Annotated in this window: 19 protein-coding genes; 8 read left to right on the plus strand and 11 right to left on the minus strand. The window is 40.2% G+C overall.

Features of this window, described 5'->3' with window-relative positions; genetic code table 11:
- Positions 1-22: 22 nt before the first annotated feature.
- Genes FCN14_RS11745 through FCN14_RS16110 form a run of 3 tightly spaced genes read right to left on the minus strand, consistent with a single transcriptional unit; the run spans position 23 to position 1,016 of the window.
- Positions 23-691 (minus strand): WbqC family protein, encoded by a 669-nt coding sequence (locus FCN14_RS11745; protein WP_138431472.1) that lies wholly within the window; start codon positions 689-691, stop codon positions 23-25.
- 35 nt (positions 692-726) lie between these two features.
- A complete protein-coding gene (locus tag FCN14_RS16105; RefSeq protein ID WP_138431473.1) occupies positions 727-906 on the minus strand; it encodes a GxxExxY protein in 180 nt (59 codons plus the stop codon).
- A gap of 29 nt (positions 907-935) precedes the next feature.
- Positions 936-1,016: a hypothetical protein gene (locus FCN14_RS16110; protein ID WP_350354174.1), complete on the minus strand. Its 81-nt coding sequence runs from the start codon at positions 1,014-1,016 to the stop codon at positions 936-938.
- Between the two features lie 305 nt (positions 1,017-1,321).
- Here FCN14_RS16110 and gltX point away from each other — a divergent pair, with 305 nt between their 5' ends.
- Positions 1,322-2,821, plus strand: a complete 1,500-nt coding sequence (gene gltX, locus FCN14_RS11760) for a glutamate--tRNA ligase (protein WP_246043159.1) — start codon at positions 1,322-1,324, stop codon at positions 2,819-2,821.
- A 53-nt stretch (positions 2,822-2,874) separates the two neighbouring features.
- Here the strand turns inward: gltX and FCN14_RS11765 are convergent, their stop codons facing one another.
- Positions 2,875-3,057, minus strand: coding sequence for a hypothetical protein (locus FCN14_RS11765; protein WP_138431474.1), 183 nt, complete (start codon positions 3,055-3,057; stop codon positions 2,875-2,877).
- Positions 3,058-3,329: 272 nt separating this feature from the next.
- Here FCN14_RS11765 and FCN14_RS11770 point away from each other — a divergent pair, with 272 nt between their 5' ends.
- Positions 3,330-5,048, plus strand: a complete 1,719-nt coding sequence (locus FCN14_RS11770; protein WP_138431475.1) for a Na+/H+ antiporter NhaC family protein — start codon at positions 3,330-3,332, stop codon at positions 5,046-5,048.
- A 96-nt stretch (positions 5,049-5,144) separates the two neighbouring features.
- On the opposite strand, the gene FCN14_RS11775 is transcribed toward FCN14_RS11770, so the two are convergent.
- Positions 5,145-5,915 carry an NRDE family protein gene (locus FCN14_RS11775; protein ID WP_138431476.1) on the minus strand — a complete coding sequence of 257 codons (771 nt, stop codon included), beginning with the start codon at positions 5,913-5,915 and terminating at the stop codon, positions 5,145-5,147.
- Positions 5,916-6,014: 99 nt separating this feature from the next.
- On the opposite strand from FCN14_RS11775, the gene FCN14_RS11780 reads away from it, so the two are divergent.
- The 3 genes from FCN14_RS11780 (at position 6,015) to FCN14_RS11790 (ending at position 9,915) form a co-directional block, all read left to right on the plus strand.
- On the plus strand, positions 6,015-8,636 hold the full coding sequence (locus FCN14_RS11780; protein ID WP_138431477.1) for a PP2C family protein-serine/threonine phosphatase: 2,622 nt from the start codon (positions 6,015-6,017) through the stop codon (positions 8,634-8,636).
- A 47-nt stretch (positions 8,637-8,683) separates the two neighbouring features.
- Entirely contained in the window at positions 8,684-9,184 is a 501-nt protein-coding gene (locus FCN14_RS11785; RefSeq protein WP_138431478.1) for a thioredoxin family protein, read from the plus strand.
- Between the two features lie 74 nt (positions 9,185-9,258).
- Positions 9,259-9,915 carry a metal-dependent transcriptional regulator gene (locus FCN14_RS11790; protein ID WP_138431479.1) on the plus strand — a complete coding sequence of 219 codons (657 nt, stop codon included), beginning with the start codon at positions 9,259-9,261 and terminating at the stop codon, positions 9,913-9,915.
- Here FCN14_RS11790 and FCN14_RS11795 read toward each other — a convergent pair.
- The 3 genes from FCN14_RS11795 to FCN14_RS11805 form a co-directional block, all read right to left on the minus strand.
- A complete protein-coding gene (locus tag FCN14_RS11795) occupies positions 9,869-10,363 on the minus strand; it encodes a thioredoxin family protein (protein ID WP_138431480.1) in 495 nt (164 codons plus the stop codon). The genes FCN14_RS11790 and FCN14_RS11795 overlap by 47 nt on opposite strands.
- A gap of 8 nt (positions 10,364-10,371) precedes the next feature.
- Positions 10,372-12,600, minus strand: coding sequence for a TonB-dependent receptor (locus tag FCN14_RS11800; RefSeq protein ID WP_138431481.1), 2,229 nt, complete (start codon positions 12,598-12,600; stop codon positions 10,372-10,374).
- A gap of 170 nt (positions 12,601-12,770) precedes the next feature.
- Positions 12,771-13,868, minus strand: a complete 1,098-nt coding sequence (locus FCN14_RS11805) for a PepSY-associated TM helix domain-containing protein (protein ID WP_138431482.1) — start codon at positions 13,866-13,868, stop codon at positions 12,771-12,773.
- Positions 13,869-14,408: 540 nt separating this feature from the next.
- Here FCN14_RS11805 and FCN14_RS11810 point away from each other — a divergent pair.
- Complete coding sequence (locus tag FCN14_RS11810) at positions 14,409-15,698, plus strand: hypothetical protein (protein WP_138431483.1); 1,290 nt, start codon at positions 14,409-14,411, stop codon at positions 15,696-15,698.
- A 562-nt stretch (positions 15,699-16,260) separates the two neighbouring features.
- On the opposite strand, the gene FCN14_RS11815 is transcribed toward FCN14_RS11810, so the two are convergent.
- The 3 genes from FCN14_RS11815 to FCN14_RS11825 all read right to left on the minus strand — a co-directional run bounded on the left by FCN14_RS11815 (position 16,261) and on the right by FCN14_RS11825 (position 20,304).
- Entirely contained in the window at positions 16,261-17,196 is a 936-nt protein-coding gene (locus tag FCN14_RS11815; RefSeq protein ID WP_171032908.1) for a sirohydrochlorin chelatase, read from the minus strand.
- A gap of 157 nt (positions 17,197-17,353) precedes the next feature.
- Complete coding sequence (locus FCN14_RS11820) at positions 17,354-17,989, minus strand: HmuY family protein (RefSeq protein WP_138431485.1); 636 nt, start codon at positions 17,987-17,989, stop codon at positions 17,354-17,356.
- Between the two features lie 26 nt (positions 17,990-18,015).
- Complete coding sequence (locus FCN14_RS11825) at positions 18,016-20,304, minus strand: TonB-dependent receptor (protein ID WP_138431486.1); 2,289 nt, start codon at positions 20,302-20,304, stop codon at positions 18,016-18,018.
- Positions 20,305-20,481: 177 nt separating this feature from the next.
- Here FCN14_RS11825 and FCN14_RS11830 point away from each other — a divergent pair, with 177 nt between their 5' ends.
- Positions 20,482-21,078 carry a helix-turn-helix transcriptional regulator gene (locus FCN14_RS11830; RefSeq protein ID WP_138431487.1) on the plus strand — a complete coding sequence of 199 codons (597 nt, stop codon included), beginning with the start codon at positions 20,482-20,484 and terminating at the stop codon, positions 21,076-21,078.
- 241 nt (positions 21,079-21,319) lie between these two features.
- Positions 21,320-22,525, plus strand: a complete 1,206-nt coding sequence (locus FCN14_RS11835) for a permease (RefSeq protein WP_246043160.1) — start codon at positions 21,320-21,322, stop codon at positions 22,523-22,525.
- Positions 22,526-22,606: the final 81 nt, after the last annotated feature.

The raw sequence follows: 22,606 nt of genomic DNA on the forward strand, positions 1-22,606 counted from the left end.
GGTAACATTTACTGTTAAATCCTCAACCTTTTAATTGGTCAGTGATACGAAAGCTTTCGGGGCCGAACTGGAACAAAATATCCAGTATGGAGCACCATGGTTCAAAACCGTCGAAATGTTGATGATATTTCGGATGTTCAAAATCTATAGTGCTGTTATAATCTTCAGCCCGCCGTTGATAGTGACGACTGTCATATTCCTGTAGTAGAGTATCGACTCCAAGTTGCCGACCAAGTTCATCAGGGTTTGAAGTATAGTCAGCAAGGTCACTAGAGAGTACATACTCAATTTCCACTTCCATAAAACTTAACAGCCGTTCTTGGATAAAGAGAATAAAATCCAGTAATGAAGTGTAGTCGTATGCGGATTGGAAGTCAGCCTTAATTTCCGGTTCGTAAAAATCATAGTAGATACTGTTGCGGTAGTTATACTCAATGGTTCGCAACAGAGGGGTAACCCAATCTTCGGAATGGTCCATGCGTACATCCTTGATCGCTTTCTTTCGGTCTTCGGTTCGGATCGGGATGTTAATCCACTGGGTACCGTTAGGGACACGAATTTTAGCACGATGGGTTCGGCTTTTTCGTGACCAGCGTTCCAGATCTTGCAGGATCAGTCGGTCGGCCTGTATCATAACCGATAGATCATAGAGATTGGGAGCAAACTGTGGGAATAAAAGAGCTAGGATCATGAATATACCACTAAGGTACTAAGTTCATTAAGTATCTATTTATGTTTTGGCAATTCTGCAAATCGTTGCGAAACCAATGGTATTAATTGCTCAACAATATTTTCACAATGGAAATATATGAGCAATCCTTTTGGGTTATTTGCTAGCTTAAGGTAAGTCAATAATTGCGCTTTAAAAACAGTGGACATCGCTTCAACTGCTATAATCAATATCATTGATGAGTAGGTCTATTTTTAACCCCTATCTAATGTTTGCCGTTATAAGTAACATAGAGAGGAACTTGCCGTTTGGCTTCAAATCCTTGTGTCTTTAATTCCTCGACCAAATATTGTTCATAGATGGATTCCAGTAATCCGGGTCCTTACTCTTTATGAACTTCAATAGCACAGCAAACAATGTCATATGCTAATTGATTAACGTTTTTCTGTGTAAACTTCATGGCACTTCTTAGTGCTTTAGGTGTCTTTGGGGTAATAAAAGTAAGGCCTACACCCACATCAATCTTTACAGCTAATCCACTTTTACATATTAAGTATCACACCTCACGTATTGTGCATTACCCATCACCCATTAGCACTACTGCTACAGAAGCCTTATTTTTACCCACGCCAAAAAAGAATTTAAAAAATAATGGATACTAACTTTATGGAAGGTAGCGTAAGAGTACGATTTGCGCCGTCACCCACCGGATTTTTACACATCGGTGGATTACGAACGGCACTGTATAATTATTTATTTGCCAAAGGTAATGATGGGACATTTGTATTACGTATTGAAGATACCGATCAGAGTCGCTATGTAGAAGGTGCTGAAGAAGATATTAAAGAATCCCTGAAATGGGTGGGCATGGATATCGATGAAGGTCCCGAAAATCCCGGCGACGTTGGTCCTTACCGCCAGAGTGAACGGAAAGACATTTATGAGGAGTATGCTGAACAGCTGGTAGAACAAGGGAATGCGTATTATGCCTTTGATACTACCGATGAGCTGGATCAGATGCGTGAGCGCCTGAAGAAATCAGGTAATCCATCTCCCAAATACGATGCTATTACTCGCATGTCCATGAAGAACAGTCTGACGCTTCCCGAAGAAGAAGTGGAGCGCAAGCTGGAGGAGGGAGAAGATTATGTGATTCGCCTGAAGGTACCGCGGCGCGAGAATATCCGTTTTGAAGATGAAGTGCGCGGGTTCGTTTCTTTTGAGAGTAAGGGACTCGACGATCAGGTGCTCATTAAATCAGACGGAATGCCCACTTACCATCTGGCGAACGTCGTTGATGACCATTTAATGAAAATTTCGCACGTAATTCGTGGGGAAGAATGGCTGAGTAGTACGCCCAAGCATATCTTGATGTATGAATACTTTGGTTGGGAGCCTCCCAAGATGGCTCACCTTCCGCTAATTATGTCGCCCAGTGGAGGAAAGCTTTCCAAGCGTAAGGCTGAAAGTGAAGGAATTCCTATTAATACGAAGGATTACATTGAACAGAAGTTTGAGCCCGAAGCACTGGTGAATTTTCTGGCTTATTTGGGATGGAGCCCCGGAGATGATACCGAAATCCATTCTATGGATGAACTTATTGATATGTTTTCATTAGATCGGGTAAGCAAAGGCGGAGCGGTGTTTGACTATAAAAAACTAATTTGGTACAACGAACATTATCTGCGTGAAAAACCAGCCGATGAGCTTTTCCCGCGGGTTAAAGAAATTGCCAATGAGCACAATATCGAACCCGATGAGGAATACATGAAAGAGATTATCCCTCTGATGAAGGAACGGGTAAGCAAGGTTGAAGATTTTGTTACCATGGGTAAGTTTTTCTTCAAAGATCCTGATGAATACGAAGAACGTGCTAAAGAGAAGTGGAGCGATAATAGCGCAGAACTCTTGCAAGCTTATGTGGATGAGATCAAGGAATTCGATGAGGATGACTTTGAAGCCTCTAACCTTAAGGATAAGATCAAAGAAGTTATTGAAGCACATGATGTGGGGTGGGGACCGCTGATGATGCCCCTCCGTGTCGCAGTATCAGGTATGGGATATGGCCCAGACTTGACACCAACACTCGAGCTTCTTGGAAAAGAGGCAACAATTCGACGTATTGAAACGGCTATTGAGAAGTTGGGATAGCTTTTACTACCAAAAAGTATAACCTGACAGGAGTTATTACCTGTCAGGTTTTTTTATTGATGTTGCTCTAGATAAAAGTTCATTTTATGAATGTTTGCTATTGCATCTATTAAGTCCTGTTCTAATCCGAATTGCGTTTCCTCAATAGTGAATGTATAGATATCATCTTCTTCAGTAACACTTTTTATCGCGTAGCACCATTGTCCGTCTTCTTCACTTACAAAGATCACGTGCATTTCTAAATCTCTAAGAATTTTTGCTAAGGAGGGCTGATAACAGGGGCACTGATTGTAGGGCCTTTGTCAGAGTATTCATAGAAACTAAGTATTGTCTGTGATTAAGGATTATCGTGTTACCGTTTCGAGAAATGATTCATTTGTTATTTTTACCATTCCAATGAAAACATTTGCAAAAAAATCTGGCAAATTTGTACAGAGATTGTATTTTCACTCATCAATTAAGGATCATCCAGCGATCAGCTGAAAATAGTTAATCAAATAAGTATCGAATGAAGCGGAAAACACTATTTTTCGTAGCGGGCCTGTTAACGTTATTTCTATTCTATAATTTCGGTTTTGCTTCTCCTGATGCAGCTCAAGCTGCTAGTATAGGTATCACCAAAGGGAGTTGGCTTAGTATTGTGCCTCCGCTTGTTGCTATTGGTATAGCCCTTATCTTTCGCCAGGTTTTATTTGCACTTTTTTTGGGAATATGGTGTGGAGCCTTTTTGGCAGGAGACCTGAGTTTCGGAGGCGTTTTCACTAGTTTCTTTACCGCCCTTGACGGCTATATTGTTCCAGCCACTGCTGATACGAGTCATATGAGTATCATCATCTTTACCATACTTATTGGAGGAATGGTAGGGATTATCACTGATAATGGGGGAACGCGAGGCGTTATTGAACGTATTACGAGCTTTGTACGCACGAAAGTACATGGGCAATTAATGACCTCACTGATGGGGTTTGTGGTCTTTTTTGATGATTATGCCAATACCATGGTCGTAGGTAATACCATGCGCCCGCTTACCGATAAGCTTCGAATATCGCGAGCTAAGCTAGCCTATCTTGTTGATGCAACAGCGGCCCCGGTAGCAACAATCGCCCTGGTGAGCACATGGATTGGTGCAATGGTAGGCTTCATTGCGGACGCAGAGTCCAAGATGCCTAATTTTAATGAGTCTGCTTATGCGGTGTTCCTAAACTCATTGCCTTATAATTTCTATGCCTTCTTTACCATTCTTTTTGTGATTCTTATTGCATGGTCAGGAAGGGATTTTGCAACCATGTTGACGGCGCGTATCAATCTTTACAAGGCCAAGCATAATCCAAAGCTGGATACTTACAATCTTTGGAAAGACAAGATTGAAGATGATGAGGAAACAAAGAAAGTCTCCCACTGGTCAAATGCAGCTATACCTATTTTGATGTTAATTGGGGGTACAGTGGCAGGGTTATTTATAACCGGGACGGGTGATTCTATTCAAAGTATTATTGAAACGGCAGATTCGTATAAAGCACTGCTTTGGGGGTCGCTTATCTCCATTGCAGCTGCCATCGTTATGACATTGGCTCGAAACTTGTTAGAAGTTGAAGAGATGTTGGAAGGTATGATGGAGGGTATGCATACCATGTTTGATGGATTATTAATCTTGGTATTGGCTTGGGCCCTTAGTGCTATAACAGTTGAGTTAGGTACTGCTGATTACCTAATGAATGTATTCGGTGAAACGCTAAATGCATATTGGCTGCCGGCTATTGTACTTCTCCTTTCTGCGCTCACTGCTTTTGCTACGGGCTCAAGTTGGGGGACTATGGGTATTTTGATGCCGCTGGTAGTGCCGTTAGCTTGGGAGATTGGTAATAATACAGGTCTGCCTTACGACATTACTGCTGAAATTATTTATGCAAGTGTGAGTTCAGTATTAGCCGGATCGGTGTGGGGAGATCATTGCTCACCCATTTCAGATACAACTATTTTGAGCTCAATTGCTACGCAATGCGACCATGTGGAGCACGTTAATACTCAGTTGCCTTATGCGATGATAGTAGGAGTAATAAGTATTCTGAGTATGATAGGAATGTTGGTAGTGGGTATTCCTTGGTGGATTATCTATCCATTAGGTGTTGCAATTATAGTAGGTATTATTTTTAAGTTTGGTAAAATACCAAATCCCGAAGAATACACGCCTGAGGGTAAAGAAGCTGCATCTACTACCTTAGACTGATAAAATATTGTTTAGTTTCATGTTGTGAGTGTCTGGCTCGTATCATAAATCTTTTTCTATAATGGCGCTTGTCGTTTTAGCTAGTGCTATGATGGCTTAACGGCTAATGCGAAATTTATATCGGTTTTCATCTTCTATTTCTTGGGTTCCGGGAACAAAACGACGTTCATGAAAAGTTACATTACCGTTTTTATCAACAAGTAGAACGGTAGAACAACGGGTGCCATAATTATCACTTTTGATAAAAATAGGAGAAACTTTTTTTTCTACCTCCAGAGGGATACCGGTATCTGGTAGTTGGGCTGATGGAGCTTCTTGATCGTTAGCAAGTATGTTAAAAAGGGAATCCTCTGAAATACTGCCGTTTTTAATCAAATGGGTTACTCCTTCTTTAGCGCGGTCTACTTTAGGCCAAGAAGTTTCTAATAGATGATTACTTAGGCCATAGATCCCTGCATCCAGCAGTTGAATTTCATTTTGTTGGTTAGAATAATATCCCAAACAGTCAGGGGTGCCGGTTAAAAGGTTAAAGCCCATAAACTGATTCGCTTTAGAATCAATTTTTCGTAAGTATTCAATGGGCGCTTGGTCATTTTTCAGAAAATTGAGAACCAACTGTCCCCGGCTGGGTGGATCCTGTTTTTGTATTGTTGGATCTCGAAAATTTGTAAGAGCAGAAAATTCGCCTTTAGTATTAATACCCATCCAGGTACCTCCGGCTTTTAAATCTTTTCCGGCTAGGATTTGTGGGTGTTCATCCCAAAAACATGCAGCACGGGTAGCACGTGTGTATTCTTCATCCCTGTTTGCTGCAAAGACCAGATCGTATTTGGGATGCTGTTTATATGAGAAAACGATAAGACACATATGAAAATCAGTGAATTTGATATAAGAATTTTTCGTAACAATTTGGCATATTCGTGCGTGAACTATTCATGAACAAACTTGCCGTCCAAATTACAATGTATGTCGTTATTAAATAAAAAAAATGCTTTTACCGTTCGGGACTACCTTTTTGTGGCGGTTGGTTTGCTATGTGGGTTTGCTTTCTTTTTAAGCTATCCCTCGCAAGAGCCCCGGACTGCTATTAAAATGGAGCTCGACAGAACATCAGCCAAAGTAAAGGCCGTCGAAAGTCTTAATAGTCTTGGTTATAATACTAAGAGTCTGGAATCTATTGTGACCTTTGAAGGGAATGATGATCTTTTGATAGCTCTCCAAGAGCATGTTGGACGGACCGAAGCTATTAAAAAGCTATCTGATTCCGTTCATCACGGCGTTCATCCTTTTTATTGGCAGATGAATATTATAAAACTTGGTGACAAAGAGATCACGGATAGTGGGACGCCCAGATTTGATGAGCGTGCTTTGATTCGATTAAATGAAGAAGGCCAGTTTATTGAGTTTATCAATGCTAGCAAAGTATTACCAGATCGAACAGTAAATCGGGATGCTATTATTGCCTCTTTTGGAGCAGATCCTAATCTTAAATTGTGGAAAACTATTCCAGATTCAGCATGGAAAAGAATATTACGTTTTGATGTTGACAGGGAGTATGCTACGAATACTACGAATAAGTCTGATGCATTGAATGCTCCGCGTTCAAAGGATCAGGGGCATACCTATACAAAAGAAAATATTGAGAAGTTAGCTGCTTATCATGTTGAGCAGAGTGGGTGGCGGCTGGATGAGTTAAAGCTAACTGATATCCAGATAGAAACCATCCATTCACAAACAGTAGCAGTCGTTGAGTTCAAAAATAGGGCGCCTGCTTTGGGACAAAATGTGATTCTCGATCTTACCGTTTTACCAACAGGGGGTTTGGTTGAGCTCAAAGCTCATTATAATCCTAATAAGGAAGAGGATGAGAGCGTTGCCCTGCTATATCCGATATTCTTGATACGGGCGGGTATTATATTTGTCTTTATATTAGCAACAATAATTTTATTCTATTTCAGGATACGATTACGGGCTGTTGATACTAAGCCGGCATTAGTTGTGGGAGTTATTGGAGGGCTTATTGTAGCAGGAATAATCTTTCTGCAAGAATGGGCTACGATTCCTTCATTACAGAGTATAGAGACTTCTGATATGGTTGGCAAAGCTTTCCAAATGGGCTTTTTCGGAGCTTTAAGTTCAATCGGATTCTTTGCTTGTTTTGCTGTAGGTGATTCATTGGTACGCCAGCATTGGCCCGAAAAACTATATAGCTATGATTATCTTAGGCAAGGCATGTTCTTCAACAAGCCTATAGGGGAGATGATTTTGCGGTCCGTGGTATTAGCATGTATACTGAGTGGGATTTGGAGCATGTTGCTGTCATTTATTCCCGGTTTGCATTTCAATATTGGTCGAACATTTTGGCATTTTGAAGCTGCCTGGCCTCCTATTTATCTATTTGTTAGTAGTGGCTGGTTCAGCCTGCTTCTTGTAATAGGCGTATTTTCAATTGTGGGTACACAAACCTATGCGATCTACAAGAATAAATGGCTGGCTGCAGTAGTGATGGTCTTGGGAGTAACTCTTATTCCTCCTTTTATTCAAGAGATGGCACCTACCCCATATGAATTTATTATATGCGGTATTTATGGAATTATTTTTACTGCGATCTTTCTGAAGTGGGATATATTGACGACCCTATTCAGCCACTTCCTTTTTGTGTTGATGCTGGAATCATCCAGTGGGTGGATAACAACTCAGTCGCCGGACCTGTATGTTTTTGTCGTATTCTGTGGATTTTTAATATTCAATATTGTTGCCGGTATTCTATTTGTGACCAGGGGAACAGAGCGTCAGTCTTTGCCCCGTTTTGTTCCGGAATATGTAGAAGAGCTGGCCCAAGAGGAACGAATAAAACAGGAATTGGAAATTGCACGTGAGGTACAACAGTCTTTTTTACCGGTCCAAACACCCGACTTTAAAAACCTCGATTTAGCAGCTATTTGTAAACCGGCATATGAAACGGGGGGAGATTACTACGATTTTGTCCAGTTGGATAACCACCGTGTGGCAGTAACGATTGGTGATGTGAGTGGAAAAGGGATACAAGCTGCGTTTTATATGACCTTTATTAAGGGGATATTGCATAGCTTGTGTCGAGAAATTGATTCCCCGGCAGAGGTGCTTAAAAAAACGAATCGCCTGTTTTGTGATAATGCGCCTCGAGGCACTTTTATTTCATTAGTCTATGGTATCGTAGATATTGAAAAAAACACTTTCCATTTTGCTCGGGCAGGTCATAATCCGATAATAAAAATTAATGGTGCTAGTGATGAGATCAAGGAGTTGCGCCCCAAAGGCATTGGTATCGGTTTAACGGATGGGCCCTCATTTTATCAAAATATAGAAGAAGTTGAGCTAGAACTTTCAGAAGGAGATGTGCTGGCTTTATATACAGATGGTATTGTAGAAGCCTTGAATGAAGATCACAAATTCTATGGTACTCGACGCTTAAATAGTACACTTAAGGACTATAAAAAGAATTCTGCCGGAGAGCTCCTGAAGGTGTTATCTCAAGATCTTTACACTTATATTGGAGAAGCCAAACAACATGATGATATGACCATGATTATTATAAAGCTTGATTAATACGATAATGGTTGGCTGACCGCTATGTTTTCATAAAAAAACTGACAATGAAGATACGTATTGTACTAATAATTGCTTTAATATTCTTTGGGATTAACTCGTTAGTTATAGGACAAACCCTGGAATGGGTCTCACTTGGTGAAGCCCAGGAAAAGGCTGCCCAAACGGGAAAAAAAGTATTTGTTTTTGCTGAGGCTGAGTGGTGTGGGTATTGTAAAAAGATGAAGAAAAAAGTCTTTCCCGAACCAGCGGTGGAAGAAACCATGAAAAAATATTTTCATTCTGTAAAAGTTGATATTGAGTCTAAAGAAAAGATCAAATTTGACGGAGAGATGGTATCGCAGCGTAACTTCGCACGAAGGTTTCGTATTCAGTCTACTCCAACAATGATTTTTATTGATTCGGATGGTAAAATTTTAGGTACCCAACCCGGTTATATGAGAGCCGAAATATTTGATAGTCTGTTATCATACATCGGTGCAGAGTACTACAAAAAGATGGGAATTAAAGCATATCTAAAAAAACAGGGAGTAAACATAGAAAAGTGAGTTTTTCTGATGTAATCGTCTCTCGTAATTAATATATTTGCAGTGATTTAGAAATTACCATCAATAATAGCGTTATGGTACTGAGCCAAGCAGTTGAAGATTATTTGAAGACCATATATACCCTGGAAGCCGATGGAAGCAAGGCTACAACTACGAAGATTGCTGATTCCTTGGAAGTATCATCTGCATCGGCTACGAATATGGTTAAAAGACTGTCGAAAATGGGGTTGGTCGATTATGAATCTTATAAAGGTGCCTCTCTTACAAAATCCGGTAAAAAAATTGCTCTTGAGATTATACGCCACCATCGCTTGTTGGAGCTATACCTATTAGAAGTAATGGGTTACTCTTGGGATGAGGTGCACGAAGAAGCAGAAAAGTTGGAGCACCATATATCGGAACGTTTTGAAGATAAAATTGCGAAACTGCTTGATGATCCTACCCACGACCCACATGGCGACCCTATTCCGACTAAAGAAGGGTTAATGCCAGAGATGAATGCTCAGCCTTTAAACAAGGTCGATATGGAGGAGGAGTATATGGTGAGTAGAGTGAAAGACCAAGACCCGGAACTGCTTCGCTATCTCGGTAAAATCGGTTTGTTGCCGGGCATTAAGATCAAGGTTAAAGAGAAAGCACCGTTTGAAGGTCCGATTACACTCTTGGTTGAAAAAGAGGAGCAAGTTATTGGCCATGAAGTAGCACGCAACATTTTTGTTGCTGAGCTGTAGCTTTCCGTACTTTTTGTAAGATCTGCTCAAGTTTTTTGGTTTTAAGAAAGCCTAAGGTGTGAAGTAAGTATTCTCCTTTAGCTGAGAGAATTACAATGCCGGGTACCGAGTTTATCTTAAACTTTTGTGCCAGCTTTACAGCCGAATACTTGTTCCCCTCATAGTTATATCTATTCTCGTTGCTATCTCGATTAATACGTGTGAAGATAAACGCACCCTTTGTGGTATTTGATAAGTTGGGGTAGGTTTCATTTTTCATTTTATAACACCAGCCGCACCAAGGGGCCCATACATCAACAAAAATAAGTTTGTCCTTTTTCTGTGCGTCAGTAAGGGCATCTTCAAAAGAAAGCCATTGTATCTGTTGTGCACTGGCGGGGATAGTTGCCACTAAAACCAAGAGCAGCAGGATAAATCCCCAAAAATATGTGTGGTGAACTGGGTTCATAACAGTAATTATCTAATGTTAAGACGTGCACCTATTGAAAAAGTACGCCCTATAACAGGTCCCCAGGTGTAGATAGTATCAAATTCAGCTCCAAAAGGGTTATTAGCATCAACAAGTGGGCTGCCCTGTGTATAATTGAAAATGTTTTCAACAGATATATAGGTTTCAATACCGAGGCCGTTTTTACTGTTTACGTTAGTGAACTCTTTTGTCACTTTGAAATCATGCGTAGCGTAAGTTGGAGACCACCGGTCGCGGCCAAAGTTTTGCACATAGTTATCGGGCATACGTTTCGGCCCCACCAAATTGCCGGTGTAGCTGGCCTTCAGGTCCCAGGATCGCTGCCAATAGGTCAGACCCCAAGAGCCGGTAAAGTCGGGGGCATAGGTGAGCGACTGCTTTTGGCCATTCTCTTTTGTGAACACATCCATTAGCGTGAAGCTCATGTTATAACTGATGGGCATAGCTGTAAAGTTTTGATCTGCTTCGATAGAAAAGCCCTGTGTTACGGAATGACCATTCAGGTTTTCGTAAACAATAAGATTTGGATCTTGGTCGTAATCAGGGATGATCTTATTTGAAAAACGAGTAAAGAAACCATCAAGGCCTAATGTTAGCGGATTACCGGAAAAGGGCAGGATATGTTTTATGCTTCCTGTTATACTGCGTGATTGTTCGGGATCTAGATTCTCGGCAAAAACGACTTCTCTTGAGCCGGTTAAGGCTGCGTGATCTTCGGTAAATACATTAACGACCCGAAAACCGGTACCACCACTAATTCGAAAGGTTGTATTATTGCTTGTACTGTATTTTACGGAAAGACGGGGGGCTGTAACGAATCCATGTTCATCGTGATGATCGAGGCGGAGACCACCGAGTAGCATCAGACCATCATAGGTGAACTGACCTTGGGTAAAGACACCGGGTATAAAGCGTTTATCAGTGCCATTGGAGGTAGCAGGGGTATTATCATCATACGTTTGGTAGCGTGCGGTTAGGCCGGTCAATAGCGTGAAATGATCTTTAAGTGACTGGTCCCAGGTGACCTGCCCATATATAATACCTTGTTCTGCATCGTAGTGTTCTGGACCATAAAAACTATCTTGGCTGTGATAGGTGAGGGCTCCGCTAATTCGCAGCTGTTGATTTAACCCCGCCGGGCGATAATCAGTAAGTAGTTCAGCGCGCTCAGTATAAATCGATTCGCCATAGACTTGATTCGACCCACGAAGATCATCAGAGAAGGCCTTTACCCCGCCCGTTCGGTTTTCATTATAGTATTTAGTTGCAAAATTTAATCGTTGCTCACCATTTTTGCCTTTCAGAATACCTTTACCAAAAAGCGAAATTCGCGATCGTTTGGCAACATCATTAAAACTGTCGCCATTGTTATCAAAATAATTTTCCATGCGAACCGCATTACCACTAATAAAACCGCTAAGTTGACCAGCTTGGGGAGAAGCAGCAAGATTGATATTACTCTCCTTCGTACTTTTAGTATATGCGTCAACCGAAAATGTAGGGGTATTCTTCGGATTCTTGGTAATAATATTTACAACCCCGCCTAGCGCCTGGGTACCGTACAGGGTAGATTGTGGCCCCTTTATTACTTCTACCTGATCAATAATTGAAGGACTGATGCCATTTAGACCGTATACACTGGCTAATGCTCCCATAATAGGCATGCCATCGATAAGTACAGCAGTGTTTGGACCTTCAACACCATTAATGCGAATGGCATTGGTGCCACAAACGCCACAATTTAATTGAGTAGAGAGCCCGCTCACATTATCTATAAGATCCATAATGTTTGAGCTGGTTTTACCCTGCTGAAGGCGCTGCGGTTTAATAACAGCTACCTTTACCGGGGAATCCTTGACAAAGGTTTCACGCATGGTTCCAGTGACGACGACTTCATCAAGTTGTTCCGTTTTGGCTTTAAGCTGGATATCAAGGTTAATCGTTTTCTCCTCTTGAATGGTAATCTCTTGACTATACTTTTTATACCCTACAGCTGAGACGACTATCGTATAAGTACCGGGAATAATATTGTTGATTTTGAAAGTACCATCGTTGTTGGAAGGAGTTCCTTTTTGGAGTTGGGTAATAATTACATTGGCTCCTGCTACAGTTTTTTCATTATTGTAAATAGTTCCTTTTATGATACCACCAGATTGTCCTATAGCAACAATCGGGATTGTAATGAAAAGTATTAATAGTATTGAGTAGCGAAACATGTTGAGCTTATTAATAGTTATATAAATTATAACACAAGTTAAGGCTAGTCTAATTTTTAGTCAAGACTAAATATATATTTTATTAAAGCTATATGGTGTGGTATTCGTAAATAAAAAAAGCTCCAAACCTGTATAGGTTCAAAGCTTAAAAATGGAAGAACAAAGCTGAATTATGCAGCTAGTCGTTCATTTCGTCTTTTTCGTTTAATCCTTTTCTTTTTTCGATTTCTTTTCTGCCAAATAATAAAACCGGTAATAGAAAGAACAGCGGGTGCTAAGCCAAAGAGGGAATAAAGTATCTTGATAATAAGACCTCCCCAGTTTCCAAAATGAAGAGGATAGGCAAAGCTAAGCAGGTGCATATAAATCGGTTGGTTCGCGATAAAAAAGGATTGCTCCTCTTTTCCATTTTGAGGATTGAACTGTACATAGTTTGAAAAGCGGTAATGAATAGGCCAGTCGGTATTCATATGACCATAGAAGGTGATATTGCCATTCGGTTGTTTGGGCATACTGATATAGGAAGGGGCGAAACCGGGATATAAGGTTTGAGCTTTATCCAATAGGTTATCGATAGATGTGCTTACAGCCGGTGGATTAGGCATAGGTTCAGGGCCACCAGATTTAATATGAGTACCAACAATTATGAATAAAATGAGAGCCCCTGTTGCAGCAGTGATAAAATTGAAAAGCAGTGCCCATACCCCGATGGTACGATGCAGTTCAGAGGAAGTAGATTGTACATCACGAAAGCGGGGACGAATTTTGAACGTTAGTACTCGCCAAATAGCCTTCCGATAAAACCAGAAGCCGGTAATTAGAGAACCTATGAACATGATGGCTGCGATTAATAGAATCAGCTCACCCCAAAATCCGGAGTGTAAACTGTAATGAAGTTTAAGCATCCAGTGGGTGAAGCTGTTTTGGCTGTTACTGTCAAAAAGGATCTCGCCGGAGACGGGGTGGATGTATAGAAAACGGCGGGTTTCGGGTCGGCGTATTTCTGCTTCAATTACGCGGTTGGCTCTTTTGGGAATAGATGTGAAGCGAAGATCCCAGTTTGGGTGTTTATTTATAATTGAGGAATAAGCCTTATCAAGAGCGACCGGTTTAGAAGAGCTGGGTTGTTCAATGATCTCAGAATGGATAAAGTGATCAATCTCTTCATCAAAGACGATTACCGAGCCTGTTAGTCCCATGATGAGTATAAAAATACCCGCTATAAGCCCTAGCCATTTATGGAAAGAAAGTAGTGTTTGTTTATTCATAGAAATAAAAAAGCTTCCAAACCCTTCACGGAGTGGTAGACAGTGTTTTTTTAGGCGTTCTTGGTACTTTGGAATATCCTTTCCCAAGTAAGATAGGGCCTACTGTGATATAGAAGAGTGATAATTTTTATTAAACTAGATCTCAATACATACACTATAAAAAAGTTGGTAGCTAGAGTTTAGGTCCAAAACAGTGATTTAAATTGTTCATTTTAAAGCTGTTGCTGTGTTGTGTTTTTGCTAAAGCATGATTGTTAGAGTATAGCACACAACCATTTTCTATAGCTGTTCTAATTAGAGGGTGGTAAATATAATTTATAATTGTTCTAAACAACAAGGTTTGCATGAGTTTTAATTTATCTTGGGTTTGGAGGTGAGATAGGGTTATTCTTTTTAGCCTATATAAATTCAAAGCTTTTGTGGATTGGCGTACTACTTACTTTGGAAAGGATGTCCGGGTATAAAGCTAAGAGTAATCTAATTTGCCGCTGAGTCGTTTTTTCAAGAACTTATTTTAAAAGAAAAATGTTGACTTGATTTATGGAGAGATTACAAATAGTTATTGCTATAGGGATGTTGCTATGTTTAACAGCAGCGTGTAATGTAATGAGTAATGAACAAAATAGGGATGATCAGGAAGAGCCCAATTTTGAGGTCACAAATGATATTGAAGATCGGATTACTTATATCAACAGTAAAGATAAAGGAACGGTAACTGTTAGTAAGAACAGTAATAGTTTTTCACTTTCGGCAATCGCAAAAATAGCTCCTCCCAGTCTTGGTGGAACTTTTTCGAGAGCAACTCATCTAAGTTTCGATGATCAAAATAATCAGCTTCATGTAGGATACAAGATGTTTGGAGTAGAATATGGAGGAGGTATTGATATTATAGAGCTAGCTCAACCAGCGAGCTCAAATGGTGGAAATCTTATATCAAGTTTGAGAAGTATTGCTAGCTCCAATTTTGATGTACAGGAAGTGCGATTCGATGAAAACGAAGAGGCCTTATATGTGGGAGGAGCTGTAGCTGTTAAAAAAGAGGACGATAGTCCTGCACGGTTAGTGAAGGTTGAGCTTAACAACAGCGGCAATATTATTGGGCAAAAGACAAAAAAAATAAGTGGAAATGTGGTTAAAAGCATTGTGTCTCGGTATAGCCCGGGTAAAAGTAGCACCTATGTATATGCTGTAAATGATCTTAATGATCTCCATCAGTTCGATGCAAATTTTGGGTCAGAAAAAGAGTTGTCAGCACCAGATGATGTTGAGTTTCGTTCTGTAGCTGTACGTAGTGCCTCGGGACAAGTTTTTACTTTGGATCGCAGCGGGATCGTTCGTCGTACTAATGAAAGTGCATTTAATAAATTTAAGGAAACAATAAGTTTGTTGCCTGGTGAACAGCTTGGCAATGAACTCTCTATTGCACGCCTTCAGATTTTAAACAGTCAAACAGGCAGCGACCTGCTAATAGCTGCACTAAATGAGAATGGTTTTTCAATTCTTAATTCTACCGGTTCTACGGTCTGGAATAGCCAAGAGAGTTTAAATGATGAGAATTACTTGAGTGTAACTGCCCATGAGAGTTCTACTCCGGGTAACTCCGGGTCAGATCGCATATATACTGCTCGAGCCGGGGGAGTTATCGATGTGTTTGATGTGCCCAATAATTTTCGTTCTAAAGGGTTGAAAAAGGTGGGCAGTTTTAACTTGGCCGATGTGAATGGGATAAACTTATCAGGGGCTCAAGTCAACCAGATCTTAGTCCACGGAGATTATCTTTATGTGGCCAATAGCTCTGATGGGGTTGTTATTTTAAAAGTTAAAAATTAAGAATCCGGATCTTGCAGATACCTCTATTCTCAAATCACTTTTTCTTTTTTGTTAACTTTTAGCTGAAATTGGAAGAAAACTTAAAAAGCAGGTATTACTGCCAACCCTAGGAAGTTCCCAGTAAGATCTGATCTACCTCAAGCATAAGTGTGGCTTCTTGCAGGGTCTGGCATACTTGTTCAAACTCACATTTAGTAAAACAGAGTTGGATTTCTTTTTGAGGTGTGTTTATCAGCATTTTTTCTGTACATTCTTCAAATGTATACGATTGTTTTTCAAAGTTGAGTTTTCTAAATGAAGTGGTGAATTCTTGAAATACTTAGGGAGTAAACTTTAGTAAAATATTTCGATAGATGAATACGATATTATCTTAACAACTGCATTGTTCAATAATGATATCACCATCTTGTGTCAAGATTGTTCGGTCTTGGCTATTCATATTATGTGTTGGTAGCAATCAAATTGTAGATAAGATTAAAAAAGTACTCCCGGAGCCATTTTACGTTTATTATGCTCCGGGAAGTAGGGCTCGGATTAAAGTGTATGCTTGAAGTGCAGTGTTTTACTTAGCGGTTTCTCCCGTATCGTTGTTTTTTATGGCTTGGGTTACGGAGGTAACTAAAAAGTCACTGACAAGTGGATGAGGAAGTAGTGCTTCGCCACTCCATTTAAATTCCAGTCCTTCTAAGCGTTTTGCCACGGCATGTTCACGTCCGCCGGATGACAAAAATAGTGGAACCACAATAACATCACCGAAATGGCCGGTTTGACGTACCACATTACGGAACTGTTGTTTGGCTTGTTCATGAATCTGTTCATTCGCGTCATCGCGCACTGTTAAAGCAAATATCTGTTTAAAACCCTCACCCTTATTCTTTTGGAAATCCTGCACTTTACGTGTAAGCGATTCCATATTCTCAACCCATTTAATATTGTCTTTTCCTCGATTTGGGCCGTGGCCGGCAATGACTACTGTTTCATTAGAGGGCTCTTCGCTCAACTTTATGATGCGATCATGCAAAATTTGGGCAACCAGATCATGGTCATCCAGGGCAGGGGTCATTGTCACTTTGGCATCTATTTCCAGTGGTTGCAGGTTTTCGGGAATGAGCATGCCGTGCACCAACTGTGACGAATCGGTGTTTTCTTTGCCCACCATAGCAAGGTATTCATCTTTATGGTGCATCAGTGGCATTGGATCATCTGCAAGCGTATCACGAAGCCCCAGAAGGTATTCCGTTTGGCGGATTATAGGGCTGTGGCTTGAAATAAACAGTGGTATTGTTATAATTTTATTAATCCCTTTCTTTTCCAGCTCTTCAATACTGTTATGCATGGTTACGGCATTGGCCATACCGAAAGCAACTTCAACAGAGTAGTCTTTTTTGAGTGGTTGTGCGGCTTCCACAACAGCGTCATTCCACTGATCACTACCGCCATGTGCCAGGATAAGAACTCCTGTATCTTGAGCTGTAACGCTGGAAACTATAGTACTCAAGACTAGAAGAAATATAAATAGTAGTTTAGAAGTCAGGTATTTGGTAAACATTTTGATTGGTTTTGATTTTAGAGTGATTAGAAGCCTGGGAAAAGAGTTGGTGTCTTTCTTCGAAAGACGAGCAGCTCCTCCCCGGGAATGAGCAAAGTACGAGGAGTTATTTGAATTCGCGTGTACCGTTTAGTTGAATTACATATTCAAAAGTGTAGTATCCTGAAGGATACTTTTCAGGATTATTTTTAAATTCGTCACTGGATAAATCGGGATTATCCTTGTTATAACTTATGATTTTTAATTTGGCATAGTGTTCTCCATCAGCTGTTTTAAGAACAATAGTTTTGTCTTCAATGGGAGTTATGAGATGGTTCGATGGATTATAATTGTACCAACCATTGCCACTACCCGTAGGAATAGCCATGGATTCTTTCGTATCTGAATTGTAGCCTTTAGAAGGAGCGATTTCAGTAGCGTCAAATGATTGGTCTAATACAATGGCACCTCCTTCACCGGGGCCGCTTATACCATTATTGATATAGATGGTTGTTCGGGATAAAGCGATGTCCCATTTATCAGTAGTAGAATCGGCTTTCTCTACTAATTTATTTTTACGAAGGTTATAATAGGCTGTATCGGCAGCTCTGTAGCTTCCGGTTCCGATATTTTCAACAGTATGGGATTCGATTTGTGAGGGGGCATCGGTGACTCCAGTGGTAGAATCATTACAGGCTGTGAATATGAAAGCAATTACTGCAGCAAAGAGTGGTAGGGTTAGAGTCTTTTGAGATGGTAACATAGTAGTTCTTATTAGGTTATTTTTGATTAATAGAGTTGTAGTGATAACTTTCCGTAAAATTTTCGTCCGGGCAGGTACGACAAGTTGCCGGGACGGGTAAAACCAAACAGATTATCAATACCAAGCTGAAGGGTGAAGCGGTTATTAAAAGTTTTGGAAATAGCTGTTTTCCAGATTATAAAACTATCGCTGTATTCATCGCCGTCTACAAAATTATTGCCATTGATGTCTATAAGGCCATATTTCCCATGCCAGTTTCCTCGAATGTTGGCATTTATATCCAGAGTTTCCCAACGGTAAAAGATTTTTAGATTAGCCGAATGCTTGGATCGGTTAAACATCGGTTTATAGGACACAACATTCTTTTCTATGACCTCTCCATTGTCATCTTGCACTGTACGACTTTGTTCAATCTTTCGACGGGCATCAAGCAATTGATATCCGCCCGTTATTTTCAGCTGTCGGATGGGCGTCCAACGAAGTTGAGCTTCAATACCCTGGGTGTAAACTTCTTCAAGGTTAAGATAGCTAAATACCGATTGTCCATTCGTTTTATGAGCGATTGGAGCAGTCTCAATAAGATCGTCAACATTGTTTCGAAAGAAGTTAAGTTGTAAGCTCAGCTGTTTTCTGGGGTGTAGGTTGATACCAAAATTATAAGCCCAAGAATGTTCAGCTTTAATTTCTTTGAGTTGGTCCAGAGGTAGTAGTTGTTGTTTTATTTTGCCATCAGCCTGTAGTAAACGCACCTTTTCTTTAACATTACTAGAACCAAATACACTGTATCCTACGGTAGGATTGGTGAAGTTGAGAAACAATTGACGAAAGTCAGGGGCCTTGAAGCCACTACCTGCGGATGCCCGTAGATCTAACCAATCAATTATTTCAAATCGGACTGATAGTTTAGGACTAAATTGTGAGCTATATTCACTGTGGGCATCATAACGAAGGCCCCCAATAATACTCAGGAGATCGGTAGACAGCCATTCATGTTGTATAAACCCAAAATAACTATTGAAGACGGGAGTGCCAGCATAGCGTTTTGCCTTCAACTGTTCATCTTTAAAACCAATTCCTGTTGTGGTAGCGTGCTTAGCATTCCAGTTTTGATTAAGCTGTAGTTCCAACTTGTTAAAATATTGGTCAAATATTGATCGGGTATAGAGGCTGTCCCCCTGTTGGAAATGTAATTGCGTATCTGTGCGGTAACGGCTAAAATAGTGCGATAACTCTACTGTTGTTTTTGAACCAAGATCGAAATGCAGGGTAGGAGAAATGCTGTAATCTTCTTGCAAAGCCTCATCATCCAGTAGTGTAGGATTATCCTGCTTCCCCAGGTAATCAGTATTATGTTGCTTTTCACGATAATATCGACCCTGAAACTCCGCATCTATATGATCAGAAATCATTACCTCAGTATGGTATGAGACTGTGTAGTTCGCATATTCAGGAACAGTTTGAGAAAGGGCATTGGAGGACAGGCTGTACCCTTCAGAGCTATTGCGGTTAAAAAAGAAATCGTTTTTCCAGCCTTTTTTTTCTGTAGAAATATTCAAACCCAGGTCCATGGTTTGGTTGGTTGCATAGCGGCTATCGATCCCGAGTTCAAAGGGACGAGTTCCCTTTTGGGTAATGATATTGACAACCCCAGCCAAGGCATCACTTCCCCACAAAGCTGAAGAAGGTCCTTTAATAATTTCAACTTGTTTAATATTACCAATTGCAATCCGGTCAAGGTTAAAGGTACCAGCAGTTCGCCCAATCAGTGGCTGTCCGTCTATCATGATTTTGGTGTATTCCGAGGAAAATCCTTGTACCTGTAAGCCAGTGCCATGATTAGTAGTGAGGGTAAGGCCAGTTTGTTCAGTAAGAACAGTACTGAGGCGGTTAGTACCTAATGATTCGATCTGTTTTTTAGAAATGACGGTAACTGGTTCCGGTACTTCTTCAAGTTCACGAACGGTACGGGTAGCAGTTACTACTACGGAAGGAGACCAATAACGTTTGTGCTTAAGGTGAAATGTCAGGGGCTTTTGTTCACTGCTCAAATCGATGCTGCTGTGAATAGCTTGATAGCCTACATGGCTGATTGTGAGATCGTAAATCCCATTAGGCAGTGATGAAAAGCGGAATTTCCCGTTTTCATCAGATATAGCATGGTAATGATTACTTCCAATAATTATATGAGCATTTGCTATAGCTTGGCCTCCCTCACTGAGCACTTTTCCTGATAGGGATTGAGAATGTTGGGCATCTGCGGGAATACCGTATGCAGAGCAGATAAGAATGAGAAGTAGGCACCAGATATTTTTCATTCCAAAAACTTGAATTTTATTTAGACTGTGTTTAAATAGTGAGGCATAAATATAATTTAGAATAGTTCTAAATAAAAGAAGGCTCTCAATTTTCCATTGCAAAGAAATTAGTGGATAGAAATGAGGGGGCTTGACTAAAACAAGAAAAGGTTAATAGCTGTAAGTTATTGCTTAGCAATGGATAATAAGTATGTTAATCGTGCAAAAATATCTGAGTATAAATTTCGTGAACTGGCTCGTCTTTTTGCACTTGATTTGACGGCTACTCAAATAGCTGAACTGTCGGGATTAAATAGGAATACAGTTAATCGTTATTTAAAAGGAATTAGGTTGGGGATAGCAGATTATTGTGACTGTCAGGGACCGTTGAATAAGGCAGGTAAAGAGGGCTTTGAAGAGGGAATAAATCAGAGCGATTTTTGTGTAGGTATCTGTGAGAAGGAGGGAAATATTTATACTTGTATTATAGATAGTTATGCCTGTTTAAATGCTAAAACAGAAGTTTATTGCATGTTGGATGTTTTTGTTAACTTTTCCCGGGGTAAGCAAAAATGGTTGTTAGATCGAGATGAATTATTAAAAAAAGAACCAGCAAAAGTTAGCTGTATTTCAGGTTTTAAAGGATTTCTGAAATCCCGACTAGAAAAGTTTAAAGGGATTCATCATGAGACCTATCGACTGCATCTTAAAGAGTCAGAATTTAGGTTCAATAATCCCAAAGAAGATTTATACCTATTGATGCTTAAAATATTCAGGAATGACCCGCTTTTTTAGTCAAGACCTGAACAGCAATACAGGGCTAATAAAGAATAAGTACTGAGAGTTCAAAATTTTTAGTACTTGGGATATGGAAATCTGTGCGGCTGAATACCTGTTATAAAATACGCTCTCAGTTGTTGAATAGATATCCAAAAAAAATACACATTTGATATCCAAAAAATGTTATGCAGTTGTATTGTGAAAGCAGTATCTAATAGAAGGATAATTCTTTATAACACATCTACAGTAGAGTGCAATGGAATTGGATCTGTTTTTAAATCAGTATGGGGCGTCGGCTAAAACAGCACTGGGCTTTTTCTGGAAAGCAGGTTGGGCGTTTGTACTAGGATATTTTGTAAGCGGAATGATACAGGCTTTTGTGCCTAAAGCTGAGCTCACAAAATATATGGGAACGCCTGATTTGCAAAGTATTTCATTATCTACCTTTTTTGGGGCAGCATCTTCGTCCTGTTCGTTCGCAGCCCTGGCCGCAGCGCGGTCATTAGTTAAAAAGGGAGCTCATTTTATTGCTGCTGTAGCATTTATGTTTGCTTCAACCAATTTAGTAATAGAACTGGGAATATTGATTTTGATTTTTCTAGGCTGGCAATACTTGGTGGCAGAAATTATAGGCGGGCTGGTATTGATTGCTATCAGTAGCTTTCTCATTAAGATTACCTATCCCGGAAAATGGTTAGAGGAGGCACGTGAAAAGGTAGAAGCTGAAGATGATGGGTTAGAAGAGGATTTTGACTGGAAAAAAAGAATTAAAAGTAAAGAAGGGTGGAAGCTGGTGGGCCATAAGTTTGTAATGGATTGGAAAATGGCTTGGGAGGATATCCTAATTGGTTTCACTATTGCCGGCTTTGTAGCCGTATTGGTTCCTCAGTCATTTTGGGCATCCCTCTTTTTAGCTGATGCACCACACCTCCCCGCTTGGGTAATAAGTCTTGAGAATGCGTTGGTTGCTCCTTTTGTAGCAGCAGCTACTTTTATTGGGTCGATGGGGAATATCCCGTTGGCTACCGTCTTGGATGCCAATGGTGTGCTTTTTGCCGGTATCATGGGCTTTATCTACTCCGACTTGATGGTGCCCCCGTTGGTACATGTAAATGCAAAATACTACGGGTGGAGAGTAGCGCTGTATATTGCCGGTGTTATGTTTGTGAGTATTGTATTAACAGCTCTAATACTTAATGGGATATTTACGGCTTTTGATATTATTCCCGAAAGCCAGAAAAAGGTTTCAGATATTACGCAATTCAAGATTGATTATACCTTCTGGATGAATGTTGTCTTTGCCCTTGTTGCCGGGTGGGCTGTTTATCAGCATAAAAAATATCTCAAGAAACATTCTATGGATATGATGAATATGGAAGGTGGGAGCTGGTTAAAACGATTAACGGTTTACTTATTCATTATTATAAATATTGTAGGAGTTTTGGTGTATCTATTCTCGTGAGATAGTGTTTGTGATAAAGTCGTAAACATCTTGTTATACTTTTGTGAAAACTTTAAAGCAGAGGGTACTTAGCTATTGGTA

Source organism: Fodinibius saliphilus (assembly GCF_005869845.1).
Taxonomy (GTDB): domain Bacteria; phylum Bacteroidota; class Rhodothermia; order Balneolales; family Balneolaceae; genus Fodinibius; species Fodinibius saliphilus.

Coding starts and splice junctions, on each gene's coding strand:
- FCN14_RS11810 (WP_138431483.1), top strand. CDS start 14,409: ATGGAGAGATTACAAATAGTTATTGCTATAGGGATGTTGCTATGTTTA.
- FCN14_RS11765 (WP_138431474.1), bottom strand. CDS start 3,057: ATGCACGTGATCTTTGTAAGTGAAGAAGACGGACAATGGTGCTACGCG.
- FCN14_RS11830 (WP_138431487.1), top strand. CDS start 20,482: ATGGATAATAAGTATGTTAATCGTGCAAAAATATCTGAGTATAAATTT.
- FCN14_RS11820 (WP_138431485.1), bottom strand. CDS start 17,989: ATGTTACCATCTCAAAAGACTCTAACCCTACCACTCTTTGCTGCAGTA.
- FCN14_RS11800 (WP_138431481.1), bottom strand. CDS start 12,600: ATGTTTCGCTACTCAATACTATTAATACTTTTCATTACAATCCCGATT.
- FCN14_RS11780 (WP_138431477.1), top strand. CDS start 6,015: ATGTCGTTATTAAATAAAAAAAATGCTTTTACCGTTCGGGACTACCTT.
- FCN14_RS11795 (WP_138431480.1), bottom strand. CDS start 10,363: ATGAACCCAGTTCACCACACATATTTTTGGGGATTTATCCTGCTGCTC.
- gltX (WP_246043159.1), top strand. CDS start 1,322: ATGGATACTAACTTTATGGAAGGTAGCGTAAGAGTACGATTTGCGCCG.
- FCN14_RS11805 (WP_138431482.1), bottom strand. CDS start 13,868: ATGAATAAACAAACACTACTTTCTTTCCATAAATGGCTAGGGCTTATA.
- FCN14_RS16105 (WP_138431473.1), bottom strand. CDS start 906: ATGATATTGATTATAGCAGTTGAAGCGATGTCCACTGTTTTTAAAGCG.
- FCN14_RS11775 (WP_138431476.1), bottom strand. CDS start 5,915: ATGTGTCTTATCGTTTTCTCATATAAACAGCATCCCAAATACGATCTG.
- FCN14_RS11825 (WP_138431486.1), bottom strand. CDS start 20,304: ATGAAAAATATCTGGTGCCTACTTCTCATTCTTATCTGCTCTGCATAC.
- FCN14_RS11790 (WP_138431479.1), top strand. CDS start 9,259: ATGGTACTGAGCCAAGCAGTTGAAGATTATTTGAAGACCATATATACC.
- FCN14_RS11770 (WP_138431475.1), top strand. CDS start 3,330: ATGAAGCGGAAAACACTATTTTTCGTAGCGGGCCTGTTAACGTTATTT.
- FCN14_RS11835 (WP_246043160.1), top strand. CDS start 21,320: ATGGAATTGGATCTGTTTTTAAATCAGTATGGGGCGTCGGCTAAAACA.
- FCN14_RS11745 (WP_138431472.1), bottom strand. CDS start 691: ATGATCCTAGCTCTTTTATTCCCACAGTTTGCTCCCAATCTCTATGAT.
- FCN14_RS11785 (WP_138431478.1), top strand. CDS start 8,684: ATGAAGATACGTATTGTACTAATAATTGCTTTAATATTCTTTGGGATT.